Source organism: Streptomyces sp. NPDC051018 (assembly GCF_044456085.1).
Taxonomy (GTDB): Bacteria; Actinomycetota; Actinomycetes; order Streptomycetales; family Streptomycetaceae; genus Streptomyces.
In genome coordinates, this window is record NZ_JBITFN010000003.1 from 278,533 (window position 1) to 302,505 (window position 23,973).

The following is a 23,973-nucleotide window of genomic DNA, read 5'->3' on the forward strand; positions in this document are numbered from 1 at the left end:
AGCCACGGCTCACCGGATCGCTCCCCCCAGCCGGGTGGAGATCTCGTTGGCGGCCGCGATCACCAGGGGTGCCAGTTCCGGTACGTTCTCGCCGGGGAGCCGGTCCGCGGGTGCCGAGACGCTGATGGCGGTCGCACAGGCCCCGGAGTGGTCGAAGACCGGCGCCGCCACACACCGGATGCCCTCCTCGTGCTCGATGTCGTCGACCGCGTAGCCCCGCTGTCTGATGTCACTCAGGGCGGCCCTCAGTTCCTCGGCCGTCGTGATCGTGCGGGGTGTGTGCGCCGGCATGCCGTTCGCGATGACCAGGTCGACCGTCTCCGGTGTGGCGTGGGCGAGCATCGCCTTGCCGACACTGGTGCAGTACGCGGGCGCGCTGTTGCCGATCCGGGAGAACATACGCACCGGGTGCGGGGTGTCCACCTTGTGGATGTAGACGATGTTCGGGAAGTCGGCGATGACGAGGTGGACGGTCTCGCGGGTCTGCGAGGCGAGTTTCTGGAGGATGTCGTGCATGCTGCGCGGCAGGTCCAGGCCCGCCAGATAGGCCCTGCCGAGCTGGGCCATGCGCCAGCCGAGGCGATAGCGGCCCGACGCGGGGTGTTCGACCAGGCGGGCCTCCAGGAGTGGCTGGAGAAGACGGAGCAGGGTGCTCTTGTTGAGGTCGAGTTCGCGGCTGAGCTCGGCGAGCGTGTACCCGTTCCCGTCGGTCGACTCCCCCAGCTGCAGAAGGATGGAGATGGCTCGCCGCAGCGACGCCGAATTGTTACGGCGTCCAGGGGTGGGGTTCAGATCCGGGCTCATCCTGAGTGTTCCTCTCTTCCGGGGTCGCCCCCGGTGCACGTGTCCGTGCGCCGCGGTCGGTGAGCGGGCCATCGCTCCCGGCGGCAGGACGGTTCTCTCCGGCGCGTGGTGCCTGTGCGTGTCGGTCCCGGTCACGCGCGGGCGGGCTCGGCTGTGTGGTGCCGCTCTCCTCCCCGCACCGGTACGCGGCCGCGGTTCTCGTTCCCTTCGGGAGTGGGGTTCGTGTGTGGCCGGGATGTTCCGGCACCGTACGCGCCCTGTGGGGCCCGCGGTCCACCGGCCCCTGCCACACCCGGGGCGCCGGTCCGGCCCCTGTGTGGCCGGGGTCCTTCCGCGGAGTGCCGGTGTGTGCCGGTGGCGGGATCACCGCTCGGACGCCGCTCGGGAACCCGCGCCGAAGGCAAGCGGAATCTTTTGATCCGCCCGGCTCCCCGGGGGCGACGGCCGGCGCGGACGACACGTCTCCCTCCTGTCCGACCGAGCCTTGACAGCACTATGGGGCGTCAGTAAGCATTCCGCAATGCATTTCGATGAATTGCATTGCAAACCTCATGTCTTGCGATCCGTCACCGGCCGTGCAGCCGAACGGGGAAGACGCAGACCAGTCCAGAAGAGGTTCAGATGAAGAAGAAGCACGGCTATGCCTTCCGCTCAGCAGCGGCCCTCGCGGCCTGTGCGACTGCCGCGGTCGCGGCGGGCTGCTCCCCGCCGCCCAGCGGAGGCTCGTCCTCCAAGGGCATCACCGTGGCCGAGACCGCGGCACCCTCGACGCTCGATCCGCAGGGCTCGGCGCTCTACGCCGACCGGTTCGCCTGGCAGCTGTCCTACCAGTGCCTGATGACCACCACCCCGGACGGGAAGATCGAGCCGCAGCTGGCCACCGGCTACAAGCGCTCTCCCGACGGGCTGAGCTACACCTTCGACCTCAGGAAGGACGTCAAGTTCCAGAACGGCGAGACGCTGACCAGCGCGGACGTCGTCTACACCTTCGAACGGCTGAAGAGCAGCCCGGACGGGATCGACAAGGAACTGTTCCCCACGTTCGAGAAGGCCGTCGCGTCCGGTGACTCGTCCGTGGTGTTCCACCTCAGCCGCCCCGACGCCGGGTTCGTCAACAACATGGCGAACCCGCTGGTGTGGGGCTGCGCGGTGATGAACAAGAAGGCCGCGACCGCGGACAAGATGGCGACCCGCATGGTCGGCACGGGTCCGTGGCAGCAGGACTCCTACCGCCCGAACAGCGAGCTGAAGCTCAAGCGGTTCGACGACTACTGGGGCGACAAGACCGCGTCGGAGCAGCTCACGGTGCTCTATGTGCCGAGCACCTCCACCCAGGTCAACGACCTCAGGGCCGGCAAGGTCGACCTCATCTTCACCGCCACGTCCAGCGCCAAGACCCTGTCGAGCTCCGACAAGCTGGCGGTCAAGAACGTCCCGACGGACTCCACGATCTTCCTCCAGGTCAACAACCTGACCAAGCCCTTCGACAATCTGAAGGTGCGTCAGGCACTCGCCCTCGCGCTCGACCGCAAGGGCCTGGCCGACCACGCCTACAGCGGCGACGGTGCCCGCCCCAGCGTCTACATCCCCGACAGCAACTCCTGGGCGCCCAAGCCCGCCGAGGTGCCGAACTCGACCCAGAACATCGCCAAGGCCAAGCAGCTCCTCAAGGAGGCCGGCTTCCCCAACGGCATCTCCACCGAGCTGATGTACATCAGCGCCTACGACCCGGGTACCAACGACCTGGTGGCCACCCTCCAGGCCCAGTTGGCCAAGGCCGGCATCAAGATCAAGCTCGACCCGCTGGAGGTCGGTGCGTGGGCCGACCGGCTCGGTGAGGCCAAGTACGCGCTCAGCTGGAACGCCCAGTCGTACTACTCGAACCCCTACCAGTACGTGGCACCGGCCGAGGGCCGTCAGGGCCCCGTCCCGGCCCCGCTGAAGAAGCTCCTCGACGACGCCCTGGGCGCCGCCGACCCGGCCGCCTACGAGAAGGCCCTGGTCGAGGTCCAGAAGTGGGAGGCCGAGAACGTCTACCCCACCATCACCCTGCTCGCCACCAACCTGCTGGTCGCCCACGAGAAGGAACTGAGCGGGGTCGACATGCCCGCCAGCCAGAGCCGGGAGTTCCTGGCCCGGGTGAGCCGTGACTAGCACTGCGGAATCGGGCCGCGCCGCCGGCGGCGCGGCCCGCACGGCGGGCGCGCGGGACCCGCTGCTCACGGTCGACGGACTCACCGTGCGCTACGGCCGCGCCTCTCAGCCGGCCGTAAACGACGTCTCGTTCAGCCTCCGGCCCGGCGACCGGGTCGGGCTGGTGGGCGAGTCCGGATCCGGGAAGTCGACACTGGCGGCAGCCGTTCTGCGGCTGCTGCCGGCCTCGGCCTCGGTCACCGGCACGGTCGATCTCGACGGCCATCCTCTGACGGAACTCAAGCCCTCCGAGCTGCGGTCCCTGCGCAGCACCCGGATGTCGCGCGTTCCCCAGGACCCGTTGGGGAACCTCAATCCGGTGTTCACCGTCGGGCGGCAGATGTCGGACGTGCTGTCGGCGCACCAGTCGCTCGGCCGCAAGGAGCGTACGGCGAGGGTCGAGGAGGCCCTGCACCGCGTCGGGATCGGTGACGCCGCGGTCAAGCGGCGCAGCTACCCGCACGAGTTGTCGGGGGGCATGCGGCAGCGCGTCATGATCGCCATGGCGCTGCTCAACCATCCCGATCTGCTGATCGCAGACGAACCCACCACGGCGCTGGACGTCACCGTTCAGGCCCAGGTCGTCGAACTGCTGCGGGAGCGGGTGGCCGAGGCGGGCATGACGCTCCTGCTGATCTCGCACGACGTCGGTGTGGTCTCCGAGCTGTGCACCACCGTGATGGTGATGTACGGCGGCGAGATCGTCGAGAAGGGCGCGGCGTCCGATGTGCTGACCCGCCCCACCCACCCCTACACCCGGTCCCTGATCGCCGCGGCCCGCGGCAGGGTCCCCGGCGACGGGGACGACCCGACTGAGAGGGTGACATGACAGGGAACCAGATCCTGTCCGAGGCGTCCGGAGAACAGCAGGTTGTGGTGCTCGACGTCCGTGAGGCGTTCAAGCACTTCCGGATGCGGCGCACCAGCCTGCGGGGTGCGCGCGCCCAGGTGCACGCGGTGGACGGCATCAGCGTACGGCTGCGGGCCGGACGCACACTCGGCCTGGTCGGCGAGTCCGGATGCGGGAAGTCCACCCTCGGACGGCTGATCACCGGACTGGACACCCCGACGTCCGGTTCGGTGCTGGTCGGCACCGGACTGCGCGATGTCGGCGCCGGTGCGGACGGCAGGGTGCAGGCGGTGTTCCAGGATCCCGCGAGCGCCCTGGACCCCCGGATGACGGTACGGGCCAGTGTCGCCGAGGCCCTCGGAGGTGTCGAGAAGGCCGAGCGGGAGCGGCGTATCGACGAGGCGTTCGATGCCGTCGGGCTCCCGCTCGAACTGGCCTCCCGCTACCCGCATCAGCTGTCCGGCGGCCAGCAGCAGCGGGTGTGCATCGCCCGTGCGCTGATCGCCCGCCCCGATCTCATCCTCCTCGACGAGGCCGTGAGTTCGCTGGACGCCTCCCTCCAGGCCCAGGTGCTGGACCTGCTGGAGCGGTTGCAGCGCGAGACCGGCACGGCGTATGTGTTCATCTCGCACGACCTGCGCGCGGTGCGTCAGGTCAGCCACTCGATGGCGGTCATGTATCTCGGGCAGATCGTGGAGGAGGCACCGGCCGAGGCGTTCGACCGCGGTCTGCTGCATCCGTACTCCGTCGCCCTGCGCTCCACCGAACCCGGCATCTTCGAGGGAGAGGAGGGTGTGGAACGCATCGTGCTGCGGGGGGAGCCGCCGAGCGCGGTCAATCCCCCGCCGGGCTGCCGCTTCGCACCGCGCTGCCCCATCGCAGACGACACGTGTGTCCAAGTCGCCCCCGAACTGACCGAGATGACCCCGGGCCACCGGGTGCGCTGCCACAAGCCCGGTGAACTCACGCTGACCCGGGCCGTACAGACCGGTTCCGCCACGGCGGGCGCGGCGGATCTCGGAGGAGAGCTGTGATCCTCTACCTGGCCAAGAAACTCGCCGGTGCCGCCGGTGTGCTGCTGGCGCTCTCGGCGCTGGTGTTCTTCGCGGGACGCGGCCTCGTGCCGGGCAACGCCGCGGCGGTGATCGCCGGGCCCAAGGCCTCTCCCGAGACGATCGCCGCCATCGAGCGGGACCTCGGGCTGGACCAGCCCCTGTACCGCCAGTACTTCGACTGGCTCTCGGCCACCCTGCGCGGTGACTTCGGCGTGTCGCCCATCTCGGGGCAGGACAACCTCGACGTGATCGCCCAGCAGGCGCCGATCTCCCTCGAACTGGCGCTCATGGGGCTGGTCATCGCGGTCGCGATCGGGCTCCCCGTCGGCGTCATCGCGGCGACGCGCTCGGGCAAGGGCGTCGACTGGGGCATCCGTATCCCCCTGCTGATCGTGTTCGCCTTCCCCGGCTTCGTGTCCGGTTCCGCCGCCCTCTATCTGGCGGCGCAGTACCTCACCAATCTGTACTCGGCGAGCTATATCCCGTTCTCCGAAAGCCCGATCGGCAACCTCCAGACCATGCTGCTGCCGGCGCTGGCGGTCGGCATTCCCACCGCGCCGCTCGTGGCACAGATGACCCGCTCGTCGATGATCGAGGTCCTCGCCCAGCCGCATGTCACCACGGCACGCACCAACGGCATCGCGGAGTGGCGCATCCGCTACCTCTACGCGCTGCGCGCCGCGCTGCCCCCCGTGCTCACCCTGATCGGCTTCATCTTCGGATTCCTCGTCGGCGGACTGTTCATCGTCGAGGAGATCTTCAGCCTGCCAGGGCTGGGCCGCGGAGTGCTCTCCTCGATCTCGACCCGGGACTTCTCCCAGCTCACCGCGCAGGCTCTCGTCGTCGCCGGCACGTTCATCCTCGGCAATCTGCTCGTCGACATCGCGCTTCCGTTCGTCGACCGACGCATCATCCACACCTAGGAACGGGAGTCAGCGTGTCCAACACCCTCACCCGCTCATCCCCGCCCACCGCACCGGCTCCCGCAGGGAAGCGCTCCTTCCGCTGGCCGCTGCGCGGCATCGTCGCCAATGTCGCCGTCTTCCTCATCCTCGGCTATATCTTCCTGGCGGCCTTCGGCTCGTTCCTGATGCCGTACGGCCCCAACGAGGTCAGCGCCGGCCCCCGGCTGTCCCCGCCGTCGTCGGACCACTGGCTGGGAACGGACGCGCTCGGGCGCGACCAGGTCTCGCGCATCATCGCCGCCACCCGCCCCGCGCTGCTGTCCGCGACATACGCCGTGGTGTTCGCCCTGGTGATCGGCACCGCGATCGGCATCGCGGCCGGATTCATGGGCCGGCTGTGGGACGGCGTCCTGTCGCGAATCGTCGATCTGCTGTTCGCGATCCCCGAGTACCTCCTCGCGATCCTCGTGATCGCTGCGATGGGAAGCGGTCTGCTCAACGCGTCCCTGGCCATCGGCATCGTGACGATCCCCCGCTTCGCGCGCATCGCCCGCGGCTCGACGCTGGAGATCACCCAGCGCGCCTTCGTGGACGCCGCGCGGTTGTGCGGCCGCGGCAGGCTGTGGATCGTGTTCCGCCATATCCTGCCCAACATCGCCTCCCCGCTCGTCATCATGACCGCGATCAACCTCTCCACCGCGGAGGGGGCCTACGCGGCGCTGAGCTTCCTCGGGTTCGGCGTCCGCCCGCCCGACGCGGACTACGGCAGCATGATCTCGTCGTCCCAGCAGTATCTGCTGACCGATCCCTGGGTCGTGGCGTTCCCGTCCATCGCGTTCGTGGTCCTCGTCCTCGCGTTCAACCTTCTCGGCGACGTCCTGCGCGACCGGCTCGACCCCCACACCCGTACCGCGGCCGGCGCCTGACCCCGCCCGCGTCCAGAACCCCGCAGGAGAACATCACCGTGTCCGACTTCACCGCCCTGCTCGACGACCACGTCCCCGGGATCCTCGCCCGGCACGGAGTACCGGGCGCCGCAGTGGGCGTACTGTCCGGCGGCGAGAGAACGCTGCTGGGCTACGGCGTCACCAACGTGGCACACAGCCTCCCCGTGGATCCCGACACCATCTTCCAGGTCGGCTCGATCTCCAAGACCCTGCTCGGCTTCGTCATCGGGCGCCTGGTCGAGGAGGGCCGGGTGGAGCTGGACGGTCCCGTGGCACCGCTGTTCCCCACGGGGACCGGTATCGACGAGCGGATCACCCTGCGGCACGTGATCACCCACACCTCGGGCATCGACGCGCAGAACATGATCGCCGACGCCCCGAATCTGCTCGCCGGGCACGCGGACGACTCCGTCCAGGCGTCACTGCCCCACTTCGTCCACCGGCCGCTGCTCTTCGCCCCCGGCACGGACTACTCCTACAGCGGCCCGGGGATCATGGTGGCCGCCGCGGTGGTGGAGCGCGTCACCGGCCGCCACTACACGGATGTCCTCCAGGAGGTGGTTCTCGACCCGGCCGGTATGCGGGGCACGTTCACCACCGCCGACCAGGTCGTGACCCGGCGGGTCGCCGCACCGCACGGCCGCGACCCGGAAGGCCGGCCCGTCCTGCTGGTCGACCGGGGATGGCAGCGGCACTGGCAGCTCCCGGGCTGGGACGTGCCCGGCGGCGGTGTCCTCAGCACGGCACGCGACCTCATGCGGTACGCGGCCCACGTCACCTCCCCCGCCGCGCCCGGCGGACTCTTCCGCGTCCAGGCCCACCGCGGAAGCGCGGGCCGTGACATCGGGCTCGCCTGGATGCTCGACGAGCGCGCGGGCAGCCCCTCGATGTCGCACGACGGGCTCACCATCGGCTATGCGAGCCGTCTGGTGCTCATCCCCTCCCGGGGCCTCGCCTTCACCGTGCTGACGAACTCGCTGGAGGGCGCGGCCGTGGCCGAGGAGGTCGAGGAACTGATTCTCACCGCCGCGTTCGGCAAGGCACCCGCCCGTGCCCTGCTCCCCGTACCCGACGAACTGGCGGACGCCCTGCTGGGGACCTACGACTGCGGGTTCTACGGCACCATCACCCTCGTCCCGGGGAAGGCCGAGGGCGAGATGAGCGTCGTCGCCAACCAGGCACCGGCGGAGCCGGGCCAGTACGTCATCGCCCTCGACTCCCCCGACCGGCTGGTGCTGGCACCGCCGGACACCCTGGTCGCGCTCAAGGACGACGGAAGCCCGCTCGGGGACGCCCTCTCCTTCGTCCGGGAAGCCGACGGCACCGTCTCCGCCCTGCGCCATCACGACCGGATCGCGCACCGGGTCTCCTGACCGGATTGTCTCCTGACCGCAGTACGGGGGCACACCGGTGGGCCGGCCTGACCGACGTACCCGGCCCACCGTTGTGGGTGCCACCGCAAGCACGACCAGGGACGGCGGTCCCGCGACGGCCACCGCCGGCAGCGGCCCGCCCGTCGCGGCGACGAACACGGGTACGGTTCGCCCGGTCGCGCTCCCCGGCGGACGGGTTACGCCGCCGGACGGCCCGGCGGCAGCGCGCGGCAAGCTCCGGCGCGTCACTCCCAGGACGGTTCCCGTCCCCGGCCGGATCGGCGAACGGGCCGGGGACCGCGGGCCGGGCTCAGCCGGCCGCGCCGAGTCGTAGCGAGATATCCGCCGCGGCGGCCGACACCAGCGGTCCGAGCACGGGAACCCTCTCGGCGGTGACGCGCGCGGCGGGCCCGGAGACACTGACGGCGCAGACCGCCGCGCCGGTGTGGTCGAACACCGGGGCCGCGACACAGCGGATGTCCGGTTCGTTCTCCAGATCGTCCACCGCGTAGCCGCGCGAGCGGATCACGGCGAGGTCGGCGTGGAGCGCCTCGGGGGTGGTGAGGGTGTGGGGGGTGCGCCGTGGCAGTCCGTGCGCGAGGGCCGCGTTCACCGCGTCGGCTCCGGCGTGTGCCAGCAGGGCCTTGCCCACACCGGTGGAGTAGGCGGGCCGGCGGCTGCCGATGGGAGCGTGCATCCGCACCGATCGCGGGCTGTCGACCTTGTCCACGGAGACCACGTCCGGCAGATCCGCGATCACCAGACAGGAGGTCTCGCCGGTGTCGGCGGTCAACCGCTCCAGCACGTCGTGGGCCGTCTCCCGAAGGTCCAGACGGTCCAGATAGACATGTCCCAGCTGCGCGGTACGCGATCCGAGCCGGTAGCGGCCGGTGCGCGAGTCCTGCTCCACCAGCCGTACCTCGCACAGGGGCGCCAGCAGACGCAGCACCGTGCTCTTGTTCATGCTCAGGGCCGCCGTCAGTTCGGTGAGCGTGGCGCCCCCCGAACCGCCGCCCTCCCCGAGATGGAGCAGGATGGCGAGCGCCCGCCTCAGGGAGGCGGAGTTGTTGCGTGCCGTGGCGGCTTTCCCCTCGACCTCGGTCACCGGTCAGCCCCCGGCCCCTTCCGTACCGACGTCGTGTCAGACCGCCTGGGTCGCCCGGCGAACCCCGCAGGGGCCGCCCCCCGATCACCCGGTCCGGGTCGCGGTACCCGGGGACCACTCGGCCGAATTGCAGTCGGAACGTACATTCCGGCGGCTGCGGGACCGGCCAAGGACGGGGTCGCCGCCGCTCGGCAGGCCCCCCGGCCTCCCCGCGGCACCACGTCGAACAAGGCTGGTACCTCCCCGTATTGATTCACTTCGGTCTGCTTCACTTCGGTCATGGTACGGCTGTTCGCAGAGCCTCCACCCTGCCAGCAACCAGCATCCGATTGCAACGTTGGACTTTGCATAACAATATTCCCAGAGGAGGCGCTGACGGTAATTCCGCTCGATATCCAATCGACTCCCCATCAGCACAGACAACGCCCTCAAACCTCATTACTCTTCCCGCACCGCCCGAACCGCCCATGCGGACGGCGGGTGAGTCGCGCCACACCCGGTCCGCTCCGCGCGGACATCGACGGCGGCCCGAGAGGGCTTTCGGCATCGCGGGCCGAGGGGGCCTCGGCGGCCTTCCGCGCCGGGCGGCCTCCCGGGCAGGGCTCCTGGCAACGCCCGGCTGGGGACGGTCTGTTCGGCCGTTCACGCCGTCAGGCACTTCCCTCTACGGAAACGGCCCCGCCCCTCGTACCGGGTGAGGTGAACGAGGGCCGGGGCCGGCGGGGGTGATGAGGCGTCAGCCAGGGCGGTGCCGAAAGGGGGCCGGCTCCGGGCCGGGCGTGCCCCTGCGGGTGTCCCGGCCCCGGGTCAGTGGCCCGGCCCGGGGAAGGCGGACCGGGAAGGCGGGCCGGTCCCGGTCTTCACCGGTTCGGGCGGCCCGGAGACATGGTGTTGATCCGGTGGACGGGGCGCGTCCGCGGCTCAGGGGATGTCGAGGGTGAGCCGGGCGCGTTCACCCGTGGGACGCACGGGACTCACAGGACGTACGGGAACGGAGAGACGGTCCTCCCCGGCGGGGCCGCCCCCGGCGCCGCTGTCCCGGATCACCCGGGAGACGCAGGCGCACAGCTTCCGGGAGTCCCGCTTCTCCTCGTCGCAGAAGAAGACGTCGCGGTGGTCCACCCGCCCCTGGAGGTCCAGCACCTTCACCTGGCACAGACCGCATTCGCCCTTGCGGCAGTCGGACATCATCTCGGCACCGGCGCTCTCCAGGGCGTCGAGCATCGACTGACCGGCCCCGACGACGGTCTCGATCCCGAGCCGGGGCACGGACACCACGAACTCCTCGGGTGCGAACCAGCCGCTGTTGCCGAAGGTCTCGTACCGCAGATCGGCGGGAGGCAGCGCTCGCTCCCGCCAGCGGCGGCGGACGGCGTCCATGAGTCCGATGGGACCGCACATATACAGTTCCGCCGGGCCGCCGGCGGCGACCTCGTCGACCAGTGCCGCCGCGTCGAGGCTCGTGCCCTCGCCGTCCACATGGACCCGGATCCTGTCCCCGTGGAGCTGTTCGAGGTCCGCGAGGTAGGCCATGTGTTCCCGGGACCTGCCGGCGTACACCAGCAGGTAGTCGGACTTGAGGCGGCGGAGCACACGGGCCATCTCCGCGACGGCCGTGATGCCGACACCGCCCGCCAGGAGGACATAGCGCCCGGCCCCCACACGGAGGGGGAAGTTCTGGTGCGGCCGGCTCATCTCGACCGGGTCCCCGGCGCGCAGGGCGTGCATGAACACCGAGCCGCCCCGCGACCGGGGAGCGCGCTGCACACTCAGGGTGAGAAGGCGCCCGTGGCCGCTGGAGGAGACCACGGAGTACGAGCGGGTGTCCGCGCGTCCGCCGATGTCGACGACGACCTTCACATGGGACCCGGGCGCGGCCGGCCTCGGCTCCCCGGTCTCCACTACGATGCGCCGGATGCCCGTCGCCACGGGCTCCGTCTCGACAACGCGCCCGATCTGCCATCCGGCCCGGTTTTCAGCCGCCATTGTTCGTCCTCGCGTTTCGGTGAAGGGTCAGGAGCCGGCGGCGACGAGCTGTTCGGCCCTGAGCATGCGCTCGACGATCCTGCGCACCCACATTCCGCCGGCGTCGATGTTGAGGCTGTAGAACTCGTGGCCGGGATTGGCGTCGATGGCTTCCTGCTGGGCCACGAGCATGCGCTCGTCCTCGGCGAACACCTTCGACACACCGTCCCTGGTCTGTGTGGTGATCAGCTGGCTGTCCAGGCGGTAGTTGCGCATGAAGGCCCAGAAGTAGTGGGAGGTCCGGTCCGTTTCCGGGGTGATGGTGTTCATCACATAGCCGTTGACGCCCTGGCTCCGGTCGCCCTCCGGTGCTCCGGTGCCGGCCTTGGCCACACCGACGTCGATACGGATGGTGGAGGGGGCCTCGAAGCGGATGATCTGCCAGCGGTCGACCCGGCCCTCGAATCCGGGGAATCTGTCCCGCAGGTTCTTCAGCCAGAACGGCGGGGGTTCGATGTCGAGCATCCACCGGGTGACCGTGACCGTGCGCTCGTCGTGGGTGACGTCGAAGTCGGACTCGCTCAGCTCCTCCTGGCCGATGCTGGTCGAGTGGACGAACTCCTCGTGTGTCAGATCCATGAGGTTGTCGAGGATGAGCTGGTAGTTGGCCTTCGCCGGGATGGTCAGGCCGTCCCCGGCCCAGTCGGGCGAACTCATCTGATGCATGTCGGGCACGGTGTCCGGGTCGGCCAGCGTGGGGTCGCCGGGCCAGACCCAGAGGAACCGGTGACGTTCCACGACCGGGAAGGAGGGCACCATGGCGCTCGGGTTGACGGTCTTCTGGGCCGGCATCGAGGTACAGCGCCCGGCGGAGTTGAACCGCAGTCCGTGGTAGGGACACTGGACCTCGTCGTCCCCCACCCGCTTGCCCATGGACAGCGGCGCCAGCCGGTGCCAGCAGGCGTCCGCGAGCGCGACCGGGCGGCCGTCCGCGGTGCGGTACAGCGCCAGGGGGCGGTTCGCGACGGTCCGGGAGAAGATCCCGCCCGTGGTGACTTCGTGATCCCACGCGGCCGCGTACCAGGCGTTGAGCGGGTGTCCCAGGATCTTGTCGGTCGTCTTCGTCTCCGGGTAACGCATGGGTCCTCCAAAGCGAGGGGGCGGGCTGTTCCGCCCCGGCCCATGAAATACCTATGGCGATAGGTATCGAGGGGATGGCCTACACTATGCCTATGGCCATAGGTATTGGCAAGACCTCTGCCCGTACGGGGGCCGCGCCGGGTCTCCGCCGGGTCCTGAAGGCAGGCGGCCGATGAGTCTGAGATATGCCCTGCTCGCCCTGCTCACGGCGCGCCCGCTCACCGCGTACGACATCGCGAAGCAGTTCGGCAGTTCGGTCGGGTTCGTCTGGCACGCGCCGGACTCGCAGATCTACCCCGAGCTCCGCCGTATGGAGAAGGAGGGGTTGATCGACGCGGAGGAGCTGCCGTCGGGCGGGCGCAGGACCAAGCGCGAGTACCGGATCAGGCCCGAGGGGGTGGCGCGGTTCCGCGAGTGGGTCGGCACACCGCTCGGGTATCAGCGGGAGAGGGACGTCCACCATCTGAAGGCCGCGTACCTGGAATGGTCGGACCCCGAGGCGGCCCGGGAGCAGTTGCGCCGGCATATCGCCTTCCACACCGAACAGCTCGATCAGTGGCTGGAGCTGCGGGAACGGCTGCTGGACCGCACCAATCCCACGCTCGCCGCGCGGCTGGCCGCCTCGCCTCCGGAGCAGCACGACCGCATCGTCGCGTTCAAGGTCTTCGCCTACGACGGTCTGGTCGAGCGGGCCCGGACGGAGATCGAGTGGGCCCGCCGGGGACTCGTCCTGATCGATGAACAGCTGCCGCCTGCCCAGGAGCCGACGGTGTGATGCCTTCTTCGTGAGCCGGACCGGACAGCCGTAGGGACGGCCGGTGCCGGGGGTTCCGGAGGGTGACCGCGGCCGTCCGGGCCCGGCTTCGAGGGGGTGGCCGATCTTCTGGTGAGCCGCAGCCCGTCGCGGGGTCGCGCGGCTTCGCGGAGCCGCCGCGCGCCGGAGGGCCGGCGGGATCACGGAGGCGCCGAGCCCACAGCAGCGCCCGGCGCCCCGGCCCTCGTACGACAGCGCGGTACGGCCCGGGGCCGGCCGAATGCGCGGGGGCCGGCCCGGAGCGGGAGGGCCGGGACACCGTCACCGCGCCCGGGCCGGCCCCGCGGTGTCAGCCGACGACGGCGGCGGGCCCGGGGACGGGGGCCCGGCGGAGGAACACCAGCGCCAGGGTGGCGAGGAGGACGACACCGCCGACGGCGAAGTACAGCTGTGCGGGAGTCCAGCCCGAGTCGAGCAGCACACCGGCCGCCGTGGGGGCGAGGATGGCACCCGCCCGGCCGATGCCGATCGCCCACCCGACTCCGGTGGTGCGCAGCCGCGGCCCGTACAGGGAGGGTGCGAGGGTGTAGAGCCCCGCGATGCAGCCGTTGACGAGACCGCCGATCACGATGCCGAGCACGTACGCGACGCCCAGGACCGGGGTGGCGACGATGAACAGGGCCATGAACAGGGCGGAGAGCGTCGTGAAGACGATGAGGAGCCGCCGTGTCGACCGGCTGGTGGCCGCCATGCCGAAGACCACGGCGCCGACGGTGCCACCGAGGGTGAGCATCATTCCGGCGGTCGCGCTCTGGTCCGTCGTCAGTCCCGCCGTCTCCAGCAGCGCCGGTGTCCAGGAGTTGACGAAGTAGAAGCCGAACATCGTCGTGAAGAACGCGGTCCACAACAGCAGCGTCGAACGGGTGCCGTCACCGGAGAACAGGTCCGCGATACGTCCGGCCCGGTCGGTGCCGGCGTGGGAGGCGGTCTCCAGGGAGGAGACCGGTTCCTGGCCGATCCGGCGGGCGATGCGGTTGACGGCGGCCAGGTCGGTGGCGCGTCTTCGTGTGGCGAGGAACTCGATCGACTCCGGCAGCAGCAGGGTGAGCAGCAGCAGTGCGGCGCCGGTGAGGACGGCTCCGACGACGAAGACCGCACGCCAGCCGTGTTCGGTGCGCAGATACACCGCGGACAGTCCGCCGAGGGTGGCGCCGATGCCGTACCCGGCGGTGTAGAGGCTGATCGCGAGTCCTCGCCAGCGGGCCGAAGAGTACTCACTGGCGATGACGGTGGTGCACGCGAGGATGCCGCCGATACCGAGGCCGGTGAGGACCCGCCAGGTACCGAGCTGCCACGCGGATCCCGCCGTGGCCGACAGGGCCATGCCGGCGGTGGCGAGCGCGACGGAGACGAGGATGAGCGGCCGGCGGCCGAGCCGGTCGGCGATCGGGGCCAGCGTGAGCGCGCCGACGGCCATGCCGATCAGTCCGGCGCTGAGCAGGGCGCCGATGGCCGAGCCGCTGAGACCGAAGTCGGCACTGATGCTCTTGGCCGTGAAGGCCAGGGCCATGACGTCGAAGCCGTCGAGGATGTTGAGCACGACGCACAGTGCGACGATCAGCCATTGGTAGGGGCTCATCGGCGCGGCGTCGATGCGGGCGCGGAGGTCCACTTCTGTTCCTTCCTGAGGGTTGGTCCCGGGGAGCGGGGCGAGGGGGACCGGGGACGGGGACGGCGAGAGCGAGAACGCCCGGGGGAAGGTGTGGGGGGGAGGCGGCCGCGGATTCGCCTTCGGGGGTGTACGGGGAAGGTGAGGTATGTCCGGGAGCTGTACGGGGGCGGTTCGGCCGGGAGGTGTTCAGTAGCCGCGGGCGATCCACTCGTCGAGGTGCGGTGCCTCGGCGCCGATCGTCGTCGTCCCGCCGTGGCCGGTGCGGACCACCGTGGCCGGTGGCAGGGGCAGCAGCCGGTCGCGTACGGAGCGGATGATCGTCCCGAAGTCCGCGTACGAACGGTCGGTGGCTCCCGGTCCGCCCTGGAAGAGGGTGTCACCGGTGAACACCGTCTCCAGGCCGGGGGCGTGGAGCGAGACCGCTCCCGGAGTGTGGCCGGGGGTGTGCAGCACGGTCAGCTCGATGCCCGCGACGACGATCCGGCGCAGGTCCGTCAGATAGCCGTCGGGGTTCCGGCCGGGGTGGGTGTGTCTCCACAGCAGCCGGTCGTCGAGATGGATCAGTATCGGGGCGCCGGTCCGTTCGGCGAGGGCGGGTGCGGCACCGATGTGGTCGTCGTGGCCGTGGGTGCACAGGATGGCCGTCACCCGCCGCCTTCCCACGCCCGCGGCGATCGCGCGGGCGTCGTGGGCGGCGTCGATGACGACGACCTCGTGGTCGTCCCCCACGATCCAGACGTTGTTGTCGACGTCCCGGGTCTCGCCGTCCAGGCTGAAGGTGCCGGAGGTGACCAGGTGCTCGATACCGGCGGCCGTCACAACAGCACCACCGAGCGGAGCACCTCGCCGGTGTGCATACGGGTGAAGGCGTCCTCGACTCCGTCCAGGGTGACGGTCTCGGTGACGAAGGCGTCCAGATCGAGCCGTCCCTGGAGATAGAGGTCCACGAGCACGGGGAGGTCACGGGAGGGGAGGCAGTCGCCGTACCAGCTCGCTTTCAGGTTCCCGCCGCGTCCGAAGACGTCCGGCAGCGGCAGCTCGATGCTCGTCTCCGGGGCCGGTACGCCGACCAGCACGACGGTGCCGGCCAGGTCCCGGGCGTAGAACGCCTGCCGGTATGTCTCCGGGCTGCCGACGGCGTCGACGACCACGTCGGCGCCGAAGCCGCCGGTCAGTTCACGGATCGCCTCGACGACTCCGGCGGGGCCGGTCTCCCTGGCGTCGACGGTGTGCGTGGCGCCCAGGGAGACGGCGTCGGCGAGCCTGCGGCCGTCGATGTCCACGGCGATGATCCTCGCGGCCCCGGCGAGACGGGCGCCGACGACGGCTCCGCAGCCGACGCCACCGCAGCCGATGACGGCCACGGTGTCGCCTCGTGCGGCCCCGCCGGTGTGGACGGCGGCGCCGAGCCCCGCCATCACACCGCAGCCCAGCAGGCCCGCGGCGGCGGGGGACGCGGCCGGGTCGACCTTGGTGCACTGCCCGGCCGCCACCAGGGTCTTCTCGGCGAAGGCGCCGATACCGAGCGCGGGCGAGAGCGCGGTGCCGTCGGTCAGGGTCATCTTCCGCACGGCGTTGTGCGTGCTGAAGCAGTACCAGGGGCGTCCGCGCAGACAGGCGCGGCACCGTCCGCACACCGCTCGCCAGTTGAGGACGACGAAGTCACCGGGGGCGACCCCGGCCACGCCTTCGCCGACCGACTCCACCACTCCGGCCGCTTCGTGGCCGAGCAGGAAGGGGAAGCCGTCGCCGATGCCGCCCTCACGGTAGTGGAGGTCGGTGTGGCAGATTCCGCACGCCTGGATCCTCACCACGGCCTCGCCCGGGCCGGGGTCGGGCACCGTGATCGTCTCGATCGTGACCGGCTCGCCCTGGGACCGCGCGATGACGCCTCGTACCTGCTGGGGCATGGGTGGTTCCTTTCCTCGCGGCACGGTCGGTGCCGGTTGACGCGGACTCGGTGGCCGGTCCGGTTGACGCGGAGCCGGCGGCCGGGCGGACACCTGAGGGAGGGGTCGCCGGGGCGCGGACACACACGGACGGTGCTCAGACCTTCACCGAGTCCAGCGGGATCGTCGGGTAGAGCCGCGGTTCCTGCTCGGGCGTCAGTGCGGTGGGGCCGTAGATCCAGTCGGTGAAGGTGTAGTCGTAGGTGTCGCGGGAGCGCAGCAGCGCGTTGCGCTGGAGCCGTTTGATTCCGTCGTGGTGCCACAGCTCGCCCCACCGGCGTGCGGTGGTGACCACCCGGCGGCAGTGCTCGGGGCGTGCGGCCTCGTAGGCCGCGAGGGCGGCCTCCCAGTCGACGCCGGAGGATTCCCGCGAGCGCCTGCCGTGCCGGGCGCCCACGTGCTCGGCGAGGACCCAGCCGTCCTCGATGGCCATGACGGCGCCCTGGGCCATGTACTGGAGCGGCGGATGGGCGGCGTCTCCGAGCAGCGCGATCCGGCCGCTGACCCACTTCGTGATGGGGTCCCGGTCGTACATCCGCCACCAGCGGTCGCGCCACATCAGCGGCAGCCCCCGCCGGACCGGTCCGCAGGCGCCTTCGAAGGCCCGGTCCAGCTCGTCGGGTGTCCCCCAGTCCTCCGCGCCCGCGAGCGCCTTCGCCGACTCGAAGACCGCGACCTGGTTGAACATCTCGCCGCCGCGCAGCGGGTACTGCACGAAGTGGCACCGCGGTCCGACGTACACCACGACGTCGTCGCGGTGCACTCCGTTGCCCCGCACCCGTTCGTACGGCACGGCGGCCCGGTAGGCGACGTACGCCGAGCTGACCGTCTCGTCGTCGACGAGGAGCTTGCGCGCGACCGAGTGGAGACCGTCGGCGGCGATGACGACCTCGGCCTCGTCGCTCCGGCCGTCGGCGAAGGTGACGCGCGCGCCGCCGGCGGTGTTCCCGTAGGCCACACAGCGCGCGTCCCTCACCAGTTCGACGCCCGCGCGCTCGCAGGCGCGCAGGATGATGCCGTGCAGGTCGCTGCGGTGGATCACCATGTAGGGGAAGCCGTAGCGGCGTTCCAGGTCCTTGAGGTCCAGACGGGTCAGCTCACCGGCGTCCACGGCGTCCTTCATGACCATGTGTTCGGGCGTGACGCCCAGCGAGAGGGCCTCGCCGAGGAGTCCGTAGGCGTCGAGGATGCGGGTGCAGTTCGGTGCGATCTGGAGGCCCGCGCCGACTTCGCCGAACGCCGGCGCCTGCTCGTACAGGCGCACTCCCAGTCCTTTGCGGCTGAGGGCGAGGGCCGCGGAGAGGCCGCCGATCCCGCCGCCTATCACCAGGACGTCGGGGCGGTGGGTGTCTGTGGTTCTCATGTCCTTCTCCTCGTGGTCACAGCCACGGTGTCAGGGGCTCGGCGGGCAGGCCGTCGGTGGTCGTGACACCGGTGCAGGGGCGGCCCGCGAGGTAGGCCGTGATCTCCGCCGGACTGCCGTGCACGGCGGGAACGGTGTCCCGGCCGCGCCGGGCGAGGATGTCCGCGCGGAGTTCGGCGAGGAACGCCTCGGGCAGATCGGCGAACCCCGGACCGGTGCCCAGGTCGACGGCGTGGACCATGACCTCCCGGCTGCGCATCCAGGGGGTCTCGCTCACGGGCACGGTCCGTCCCTGGGCGGTGACGACCTCGGCCCGCCACTGGTCCCCGGTGAGTGCGGCCATCGCGTCGGCCAGGGCCCGCGCGGACTCCCGGAACCATACGGTGAGCTGTTCGCCGGGCAGCCCGGCACCCGCCTCGATGGCCTCCGCGCGCTGCGCCGGGGAGGCGTACATCGGCGTCGGTACACCCGTCCGCGCCCAGCGCACGAGGTTGCCGACGGCCTCGGCGTTCCCGGCCAGATGGGCCACGACGTGTTTGCGGGTCCAGCCGGGCAGCGGCGAGGGGGCCGCGTACGCGGTCTCGTCGAGCCCTTCGAGGGCCTTCGCGCAGAGTGCGGTGCCCTCGGCCACCCAGGCGAGTGCGGTGTTCGGGGTGTCCGGGGTGTCCGGGGTGTTCATCGTGACTCCTCGGAGACGACGCGGTTCTCCAGCCGGCCGAGGCCCTCGATCTCGGTGGTGACCGTGTCGCCGTCCTCAAGGAAGACCGGGGGCCTGCGGGCGTGGCCGACTCCTCCGGGGGTGCCGGTGGCGATGATGTCTCCCGGATTGAGCCGGATCATGGTGGAGACGTACCGCACCAGGTCGACCGGGTCGAAGAGCAGGTCGCCGGTGGTGTCCCGCTGCATCAGGCGCCCGTTCACCGCACAGCGGATGTCCAGTGCGGGTCGGGGGCCGCCGAGTTCGTCGGTGGTGACGAGGTACGGGCCCACGGGTGTGCTGGAGTCCCAGTTCTTGCCCTGGAGCCATTCACGGGTGCGGAACTGCCAGTCCCGGCAGGTGATGTCGTTGAAAACGGTGAAGCCGGCGATGGCGTCCACGGCCGCCGCCTCGTCGGCGCGCCGTACCGGCCGGCCGACGACCACCGCGAGTTCGGCCTCCCAGTCGAACGACTCGGTCTCGGCCGGGCGCCGGATGTCGTCACGGGCACCGATGAGGGTGTCGGTGAACTTGCTGAAGAGGGTGGGGTGCTCCGGCAGCTCCCGGCCCATCTCCTTGATGTGGTTCCGGTAGTTCAGGCCGACGCAGACCACCTTGCCGGGGCGCGGCACGAGCGTGGCGAACACCGCGCCGTCGGCAGGGTGCCGCGGGCCGTCGGCGGTCGACGCGCCCGTGAGCCCGGCGGCCGACGCGAGCACCGCGCCCACGTCCGGCGGGCCGACCTCGACCAGATACTCTCCTTCGGCCCGGACCGCGGCGGTACGGTCTCCGAGGCGGATGGTCGCGAGCTTCACGCGCTCTCCTCGACGTGGGTGCGGAACAGATCGAGCTTTCCGAGGACGGGCGCGTCGCTGAACTGGAACAGGTCGAGCGCACCGGAGTCGGAGTCGGACGGGGACGCCTCGGAGCGGATCGACAGGGGTGCCCAGGAGGGGACGACGAAGAGATCGCCGCGCTGGACCGACCAGGCGTGGTCGCCCACACTCACCTTGCCCGCGCCGTCGAACACCTGGTACACCGACGAGCCGGTCTCCCGGCGCGGAGCGGTCTCGTATCCGCTCAGGAGGCGGTGGAACTGGGCACGGACGGTCGGCAGGACGTCCCGGGCGGTGGTGGGGTTGATGAAGCGCACCACGGCGTGTCCGGGCTCGACGGTGCCGGGGTGGCCCTCGCGTTCCAGCTCCAGCTGGGCGGTCAGGGCGGCGTCGGTGTCCTCCCAGCGGTAGCGCAGCAGGGGGGTGCCCTCCCTGGATCCGAGGAGGGAGACCGGGGCCAGGCCCGGATGGCCCCAGAGCCGTTCCGAGCGGGAGCGGCCGGGGGTGGCGTGCTCCCGCTCGGACAGCTCGTTACGGCCGTAGTCGAAGAACTGCGCGTCGATGCCGTACTGGAAGGGGATGTCGAGCCCGTCGATCCAGGCCATCGGGGTGTCGGCCGCGTTGTGGTGTGCGTGCCAGTGCATGCCCGCCTGCGGCAGGAAGTCGCCCCGGTGCATGGGCACCGGCTCACGCTCCACGACGGTCCACACGCCCTCGCCCTCGACGACGAACCGGAAGGCGTTCTGCGTATGGCGGTGCTCGGGCGCGTCCTCGCCCGGCATCAGATACTGGATGGCGGCCCATAGCGTCGGGGTGGCGTACGGCCGCCCGTCCAGGCCGGGGTTGGCCAGTGCGATCGCGCGCCGCTCACCGCCGCGGCCGACCGCGACGAGGCCCCCGGAACGGTCGGCCAGATCGAGCAGGGTCTTCCACTCCCACCGGTGGGGCTGTGCCTTGGACCGGGGTTGCGGAGGCATCAGATCACCGATCCGGGTCCACAGCGGCACCAGCAGGGACTGCTCGAATCCGCGGTAGAGGTCCTCCAGTTCAGGGGTGACCGGCGGCTGATCGGGCCGGTCCTCGGCCGTCAGCGTGACGGGCGAGACGACGTTCGTGTCTTGGTCGGTCATGGAGGCACAGTGCTCCGCAGGCCAGTAATGGGAATAGAATATTCTGCCTGCCAGAACAGTCCGGGAATGGTGATCTGTGGCCAAGTCGATGAAGAATCCGCCCGCGTACGGCGTGACGAGTGTGGACCACGCGCTCCAGCTGGCGGTGATCCTGCAGGTCGAGGGGCCGCTCACGGTCTCCGAGGCCGCCCGGCGGCTGGGCGTGGCACGCTCCACGGCCCACCGGCTGCTCTCCACGCTCGTGTACCGGGACTTCGCGGTCCAGGACGACAGTCGCGTCTACCGCGCCGGGCCCGTCCTGGAGATCGCCACCACGGCGCAGTCGAACGTCGGGGCCGTCCGGGCCGCCTCCCTCGGTCCGCTGAGAACCCTGGTCGACACCCTCGATGAGACGGCGCATCTGTGTATCCGCACCGGCCGGACCGTTCGCTTCCTCGCCTCCGTCGAGTGCTCGCAGGCACTGAAGGTCGGCGGCCGGGAGGGCATGGTCTTCCCCGCCCACCTCGTGAGCGGTGGTCTCGTCATGCTGGCGGCACTCGGCGACGACGCGCTGGCCGCGCTCTACGCCTCCCCTCCTCCCGCCGACCGGTCCGAGGAGTGGCCGGATCCGACGGAACTGCGCGCCGAACTCCGCGCGGTCCGGCAGAGCGGTGTGGCCCTCAATCTGGAGCGTTCCGAGCAGGGACTCGTCGCCGTCGGACGCGGGGTGACCGACGGGGAGGGCCGAACGGTCGCGGCGGTTTCGGTCGCCATGCCCAGCGTGCGCTACTCACCGCGCCGGGTGAGGGAGATCGTCACGGCCCTCACCACCGCGGTGGACGCCATCGCGGCCGCGCTCGACGGCTCTGTTCCCGGACCGCGGCCGAGCTGATGCAGCGCAGCACACGCTCGGCGGCGCAGCGCCGGAGAGCCGCCGGCGCCGGGGCGGCCCGGGACGGATCCGGTGCGCAACAGACCAGGCCGGCCGGGAGTCCGGCACGAGGCCGGGTGAGCGCGCGTCACAGGAGCTTCGAGAGCTCCACCCCGAGCTTGTAGAGGGCGAGAACGATGGGCGCCAGGGAGAAGACCGGCTTGAGCCGTCCCCTCAGCGGATACCAGCGGGGGGCCTCGTGGAGAAGCGCGCCCTGGCCCGAGAGATAGCTCAGCCGGGCATAGCGCTCCGCCGGTCCGGATCCCCCTCCGGATTCATGGAGGCGAGCGATCTCCGCCGCCAGTTCCAGCCTTCTGCGTTCGACGATCGACCTATGGCTTTTGATCATCACCGTGAGCAGCGCCAGGAGGATTCCGGCGTTGGCCCATATACCGATCAGGGCCACCAGGCCGACGACCGGGTTCTTCCAGTCACCGGACTCACCGCGCAGCAGATACGCGGCGGAGGTGAGCGAGACCGTGAAGTTCAGGAATCCCAGATAGACCATGGTGATGATACGGCCGACCGGCTTCCAGCCGAAATCGTCGTCGCGGTCCCGTCCCACGTACTGGAATGTCCATTCCTTGCGAGAAGCCCAGGAGAATGCCAGGAGACGCTGATAGACATAGCCCTGTTTGGTGGCGAAATAGAGCCCGATGGAGCCGATGCCGATCCAGAGGGCGGCCAGCAGCGGGCGCTCGGTGTAGTTCGCCCACCATGACTCCCTCACCGACTGCACGGAGGGGTCCGAGGAGGAAATGGCGGCGAGGTCGGTGAAGGCGCGGCCGCCGCGGTAGGCCCAGGTGTAGAGCCCGGCGCTGCCCGCGATGCTCGCGGCGGCGAGGGCGGTCTTCGCCGCACGGCCGAGTCGGATTCCGCTCTCCAGCCGGGTGAGCCGGTCGGCGAGGTCGCCCGTGCGGAAGTCCGAGTTCTGCACCAGGCCGGACTCGACGATCTCCTCCTTCAGCCGTGACAGCCTGGTGATGAGGATGAGATAGACGGCCATCGCGAGCGTCGAGGTGAAGCCCAGGGCCACGCTCGGCAGGTCCGCCGTGAGCGGAAGCGTCCGGCAGCCGGTGGTGTCACCGCGCTCTGTGGGAAGGGCCAGATGGAGGAGGGTGAGCGGGCCGCATCGAGGGGCCGTGGCCATTCTCTCGATTTCGCAGATGATCCGGACAAGGGCCATGCTCACCAGCGGGACTCCGCATAAGAAGAGGATCTGCCCCGCTTTTCCGGAGGGAGTGACCTTCTCCGGGTACTCGTCGAGAACTCTTCCGGCGAGAGCTGTGCAACGGGCTATTCGGGATCTTAACTTTCGCCACGCCTGTACCACTCGGTGCATGCCGTTCCTTGGTCGTGCTGGTACGTACGTACGAATGCGCGCCGTGTCCACCGTGATCGGAATCGCCAGAGTACCGATACTCCGCGTGTGGCGGAAGTCGCGGACGGCAGGCCGAATATGAACGGAATTCGGGCTTCCGAAAAACCGGCGGAAGGGCCGCGGCCCCCCCTTTGCGCGGCATTCGGCGAGGGCGCTCACGGCCGTTGCCCGCAGCCGGAACCCCGTCTCCACCCCGGCGCCCGGCGCTCCGAGGCGACGGAGGCCGGGGCGCACCTGTATCCATGGAAGGATCACAGAAGAGCCGGGGAAGCCGGGCCGGGCTACTCCCAGAGGCCGGCCAGGTGCGCGTGGAGGACGTCGTAGGCCTCTCGCGGGGTGAGGTGGCCGATGAGGACATGAACGGTGAGCCCGTCCGCGAGGGCGAGGAGGGTCCGCGCCTCTCGCTGCGGATCGAGGGGCCCGGCGCGGCCGCCGCCCTCACCGGCTTCCGAGATGAGGCGGGTGAACGTCTCCTGCATGGCCCCGTAGTTCTCGGTGAGCGGCCCGGCGAGCGCTTGGCTGACAGCCGCCTGCGCGACGAAGGCGAGCCAGACCCTGGCCTCGGCGCGGTGCTCCTCCCCGAGCAGGGAGATCTCGGCGGCCGCGTGGCCCAGGACCGTACCGGCCGACTGGGCCGGGCTTCTGACGAGGCGGGCCTGTACGCGTTCGCCGATCCGCTCTCCGATGTATCCGAGAGCGAACACCAGCATCTCTTCCTTGGTACGGAAGCAGCGTTGAACGGCACCCATCGACACCTGCGCGCGGGCGGCGACGTCACGAAGCGTCACTCCCTCCAGCCCGCGCTCGTCGGCGAGACGGCAGACGGCCTCGGCGATGAGACGGCGTCGGCCCGCGTGATCCACCTGCCTGGGCATGCCCGGTCGCCTCCCCGTGTTGTGGCGGTCTGCTGTCCGGATCACTTTATGCGATGCGCTTGCATCGGT

21 protein-coding genes are annotated in these 23,973 nt (G+C 70.5%); 8 read left to right on the forward strand and 13 right to left on the reverse strand.

Features of this window, described 5'->3' with window-relative positions; translation table 11 throughout:
* Positions 1 to 9 precede the first annotated feature (9 nt).
* Positions 10 to 804 carry an IclR family transcriptional regulator gene (locus ACIBCM_RS07595; RefSeq protein WP_399241028.1) on the reverse strand — a complete coding sequence of 265 codons (795 nt, stop codon included), beginning with the start codon at positions 802 to 804 and terminating at the stop codon, positions 10 to 12.
* A gap of 621 nt (positions 805 to 1,425) precedes the next feature.
* Between ACIBCM_RS07595 and ACIBCM_RS07600 the strand changes: the two genes are divergently transcribed.
* Genes ACIBCM_RS07600 through ACIBCM_RS07625 form a run of 6 tightly spaced genes read left to right on the forward strand, consistent with a single transcriptional unit; the run spans position 1,426 to position 8,127 of the window.
* The gene (locus ACIBCM_RS07600) at positions 1,426 to 2,958 is read left to right on the forward strand and encodes an ABC transporter substrate-binding protein (RefSeq protein WP_399241029.1); all 1,533 of its coding nucleotides are present in this window, start codon (positions 1,426 to 1,428) and stop codon (positions 2,956 to 2,958) included.
* Positions 2,951 to 3,826, forward strand: coding sequence for an ABC transporter ATP-binding protein (locus ACIBCM_RS07605; RefSeq protein ID WP_399241030.1), 876 nt, complete (start codon positions 2,951 to 2,953; stop codon positions 3,824 to 3,826). The genes ACIBCM_RS07600 and ACIBCM_RS07605 overlap by 8 nt, the downstream gene beginning before the upstream one ends.
* Complete coding sequence (locus tag ACIBCM_RS07610) at positions 3,823 to 4,881, forward strand: oligopeptide/dipeptide ABC transporter ATP-binding protein (RefSeq protein WP_399241031.1); 1,059 nt, start codon at positions 3,823 to 3,825, stop codon at positions 4,879 to 4,881. The genes ACIBCM_RS07605 and ACIBCM_RS07610 overlap by 4 nt, the downstream gene beginning before the upstream one ends.
* A complete protein-coding gene (locus tag ACIBCM_RS07615) occupies positions 4,878 to 5,825 on the forward strand; it encodes an ABC transporter permease (RefSeq protein WP_399241032.1) in 948 nt (315 codons plus the stop codon). Before ACIBCM_RS07610 ends, ACIBCM_RS07615 begins: the two co-directional genes overlap by 4 nt.
* Before the next feature lie 14 nt (positions 5,826 to 5,839).
* On the forward strand, positions 5,840 to 6,733 hold the full coding sequence (locus ACIBCM_RS07620; RefSeq protein WP_399241033.1) for an ABC transporter permease: 894 nt from the start codon (positions 5,840 to 5,842) through the stop codon (positions 6,731 to 6,733).
* Between the two features lie 38 nt (positions 6,734 to 6,771).
* Positions 6,772 to 8,127, forward strand: a complete 1,356-nt coding sequence (locus tag ACIBCM_RS07625; protein WP_399241034.1) for a serine hydrolase domain-containing protein — start codon at positions 6,772 to 6,774, stop codon at positions 8,125 to 8,127.
* A 310-nt stretch (positions 8,128 to 8,437) separates the two neighbouring features.
* On the opposite strand, the gene ACIBCM_RS07630 is transcribed toward ACIBCM_RS07625, so the two are convergent.
* From ACIBCM_RS07630 to ACIBCM_RS07640, 3 genes are all read right to left on the reverse strand, one after another.
* Positions 8,438 to 9,232, reverse strand: coding sequence for an IclR family transcriptional regulator (locus ACIBCM_RS07630; protein ID WP_399241035.1), 795 nt, complete (start codon positions 9,230 to 9,232; stop codon positions 8,438 to 8,440).
* 921 nt (positions 9,233 to 10,153) lie between these two features.
* Positions 10,154 to 11,218 carry a PDR/VanB family oxidoreductase gene (locus tag ACIBCM_RS07635; protein WP_399241036.1) on the reverse strand — a complete coding sequence of 355 codons (1,065 nt, stop codon included), beginning with the start codon at positions 11,216 to 11,218 and terminating at the stop codon, positions 10,154 to 10,156.
* 27 nt (positions 11,219 to 11,245) lie between these two features.
* A complete protein-coding gene (locus ACIBCM_RS07640) occupies positions 11,246 to 12,337 on the reverse strand; it encodes a Rieske 2Fe-2S domain-containing protein (protein WP_399241037.1) in 1,092 nt (363 codons plus the stop codon).
* A gap of 172 nt (positions 12,338 to 12,509) precedes the next feature.
* On the opposite strand from ACIBCM_RS07640, the gene ACIBCM_RS07645 reads away from it, so the two are divergent.
* Complete coding sequence (locus tag ACIBCM_RS07645) at positions 12,510 to 13,112, forward strand: PadR family transcriptional regulator (RefSeq protein WP_399241038.1); 603 nt, start codon at positions 12,510 to 12,512, stop codon at positions 13,110 to 13,112.
* 328 nt (positions 13,113 to 13,440) lie between these two features.
* Here the strand turns inward: ACIBCM_RS07645 and ACIBCM_RS07650 are convergent, their stop codons facing one another.
* The 7 genes from ACIBCM_RS07650 to ACIBCM_RS07680 form a co-directional block, all read right to left on the reverse strand.
* On the reverse strand, positions 13,441 to 14,763 hold the full coding sequence (locus ACIBCM_RS07650) for an MFS transporter (protein ID WP_399241039.1): 1,323 nt from the start codon (positions 14,761 to 14,763) through the stop codon (positions 13,441 to 13,443).
* A 186-nt stretch (positions 14,764 to 14,949) separates the two neighbouring features.
* Positions 14,950 to 15,582, reverse strand: coding sequence for an MBL fold metallo-hydrolase (locus ACIBCM_RS07655; RefSeq protein WP_399241040.1), 633 nt, complete (start codon positions 15,580 to 15,582; stop codon positions 14,950 to 14,952).
* On the reverse strand, positions 15,579 to 16,673 hold the full coding sequence (locus ACIBCM_RS07660) for an S-(hydroxymethyl)mycothiol dehydrogenase (RefSeq protein ID WP_399241041.1): 1,095 nt from the start codon (positions 16,671 to 16,673) through the stop codon (positions 15,579 to 15,581). The genes ACIBCM_RS07655 and ACIBCM_RS07660 overlap by 4 nt, the downstream gene beginning before the upstream one ends.
* Before the next feature lie 136 nt (positions 16,674 to 16,809).
* Positions 16,810 to 18,075: an FAD-dependent monooxygenase gene (locus ACIBCM_RS07665; protein WP_399241042.1), complete on the reverse strand. Its 1,266-nt coding sequence runs from the start codon at positions 18,073 to 18,075 to the stop codon at positions 16,810 to 16,812.
* A 16-nt stretch (positions 18,076 to 18,091) separates the two neighbouring features.
* Positions 18,092 to 18,754: a maleylpyruvate isomerase family mycothiol-dependent enzyme gene (locus ACIBCM_RS07670; protein WP_399241043.1), complete on the reverse strand. Its 663-nt coding sequence runs from the start codon at positions 18,752 to 18,754 to the stop codon at positions 18,092 to 18,094.
* Complete coding sequence (locus ACIBCM_RS07675) at positions 18,751 to 19,587, reverse strand: fumarylacetoacetate hydrolase family protein (protein ID WP_399241044.1); 837 nt, start codon at positions 19,585 to 19,587, stop codon at positions 18,751 to 18,753. The genes ACIBCM_RS07670 and ACIBCM_RS07675 overlap by 4 nt, the downstream gene beginning before the upstream one ends.
* The gene (locus tag ACIBCM_RS07680; protein WP_399241045.1) at positions 19,584 to 20,738 is read right to left on the reverse strand and encodes a cupin domain-containing protein; all 1,155 of its coding nucleotides are present in this window, start codon (positions 20,736 to 20,738) and stop codon (positions 19,584 to 19,586) included. The genes ACIBCM_RS07675 and ACIBCM_RS07680 overlap by 4 nt, the downstream gene beginning before the upstream one ends.
* 76 nt (positions 20,739 to 20,814) lie before the next feature.
* Here ACIBCM_RS07680 and ACIBCM_RS07685 point away from each other — a divergent pair, with 76 nt between their 5' ends.
* Complete coding sequence (locus ACIBCM_RS07685; protein WP_399241046.1) at positions 20,815 to 21,609, forward strand: IclR family transcriptional regulator; 795 nt, start codon at positions 20,815 to 20,817, stop codon at positions 21,607 to 21,609.
* Between the two features lie 127 nt (positions 21,610 to 21,736).
* Here the strand turns inward: ACIBCM_RS07685 and ACIBCM_RS07690 are convergent, their stop codons facing one another.
* Both ACIBCM_RS07690 and ACIBCM_RS07695 read right to left on the reverse strand, forming a co-directional pair.
* On the reverse strand, positions 21,737 to 22,840 hold the full coding sequence (locus ACIBCM_RS07690; RefSeq protein WP_399241047.1) for a hypothetical protein: 1,104 nt from the start codon (positions 22,838 to 22,840) through the stop codon (positions 21,737 to 21,739).
* 470 nt (positions 22,841 to 23,310) lie between these two features.
* Positions 23,311 to 23,904 (reverse strand): TetR/AcrR family transcriptional regulator, encoded by a 594-nt coding sequence (locus tag ACIBCM_RS07695; RefSeq protein ID WP_399241048.1) that lies wholly within the window; start codon positions 23,902 to 23,904, stop codon positions 23,311 to 23,313.
* Positions 23,905 to 23,973: the final 69 nt, after the last annotated feature.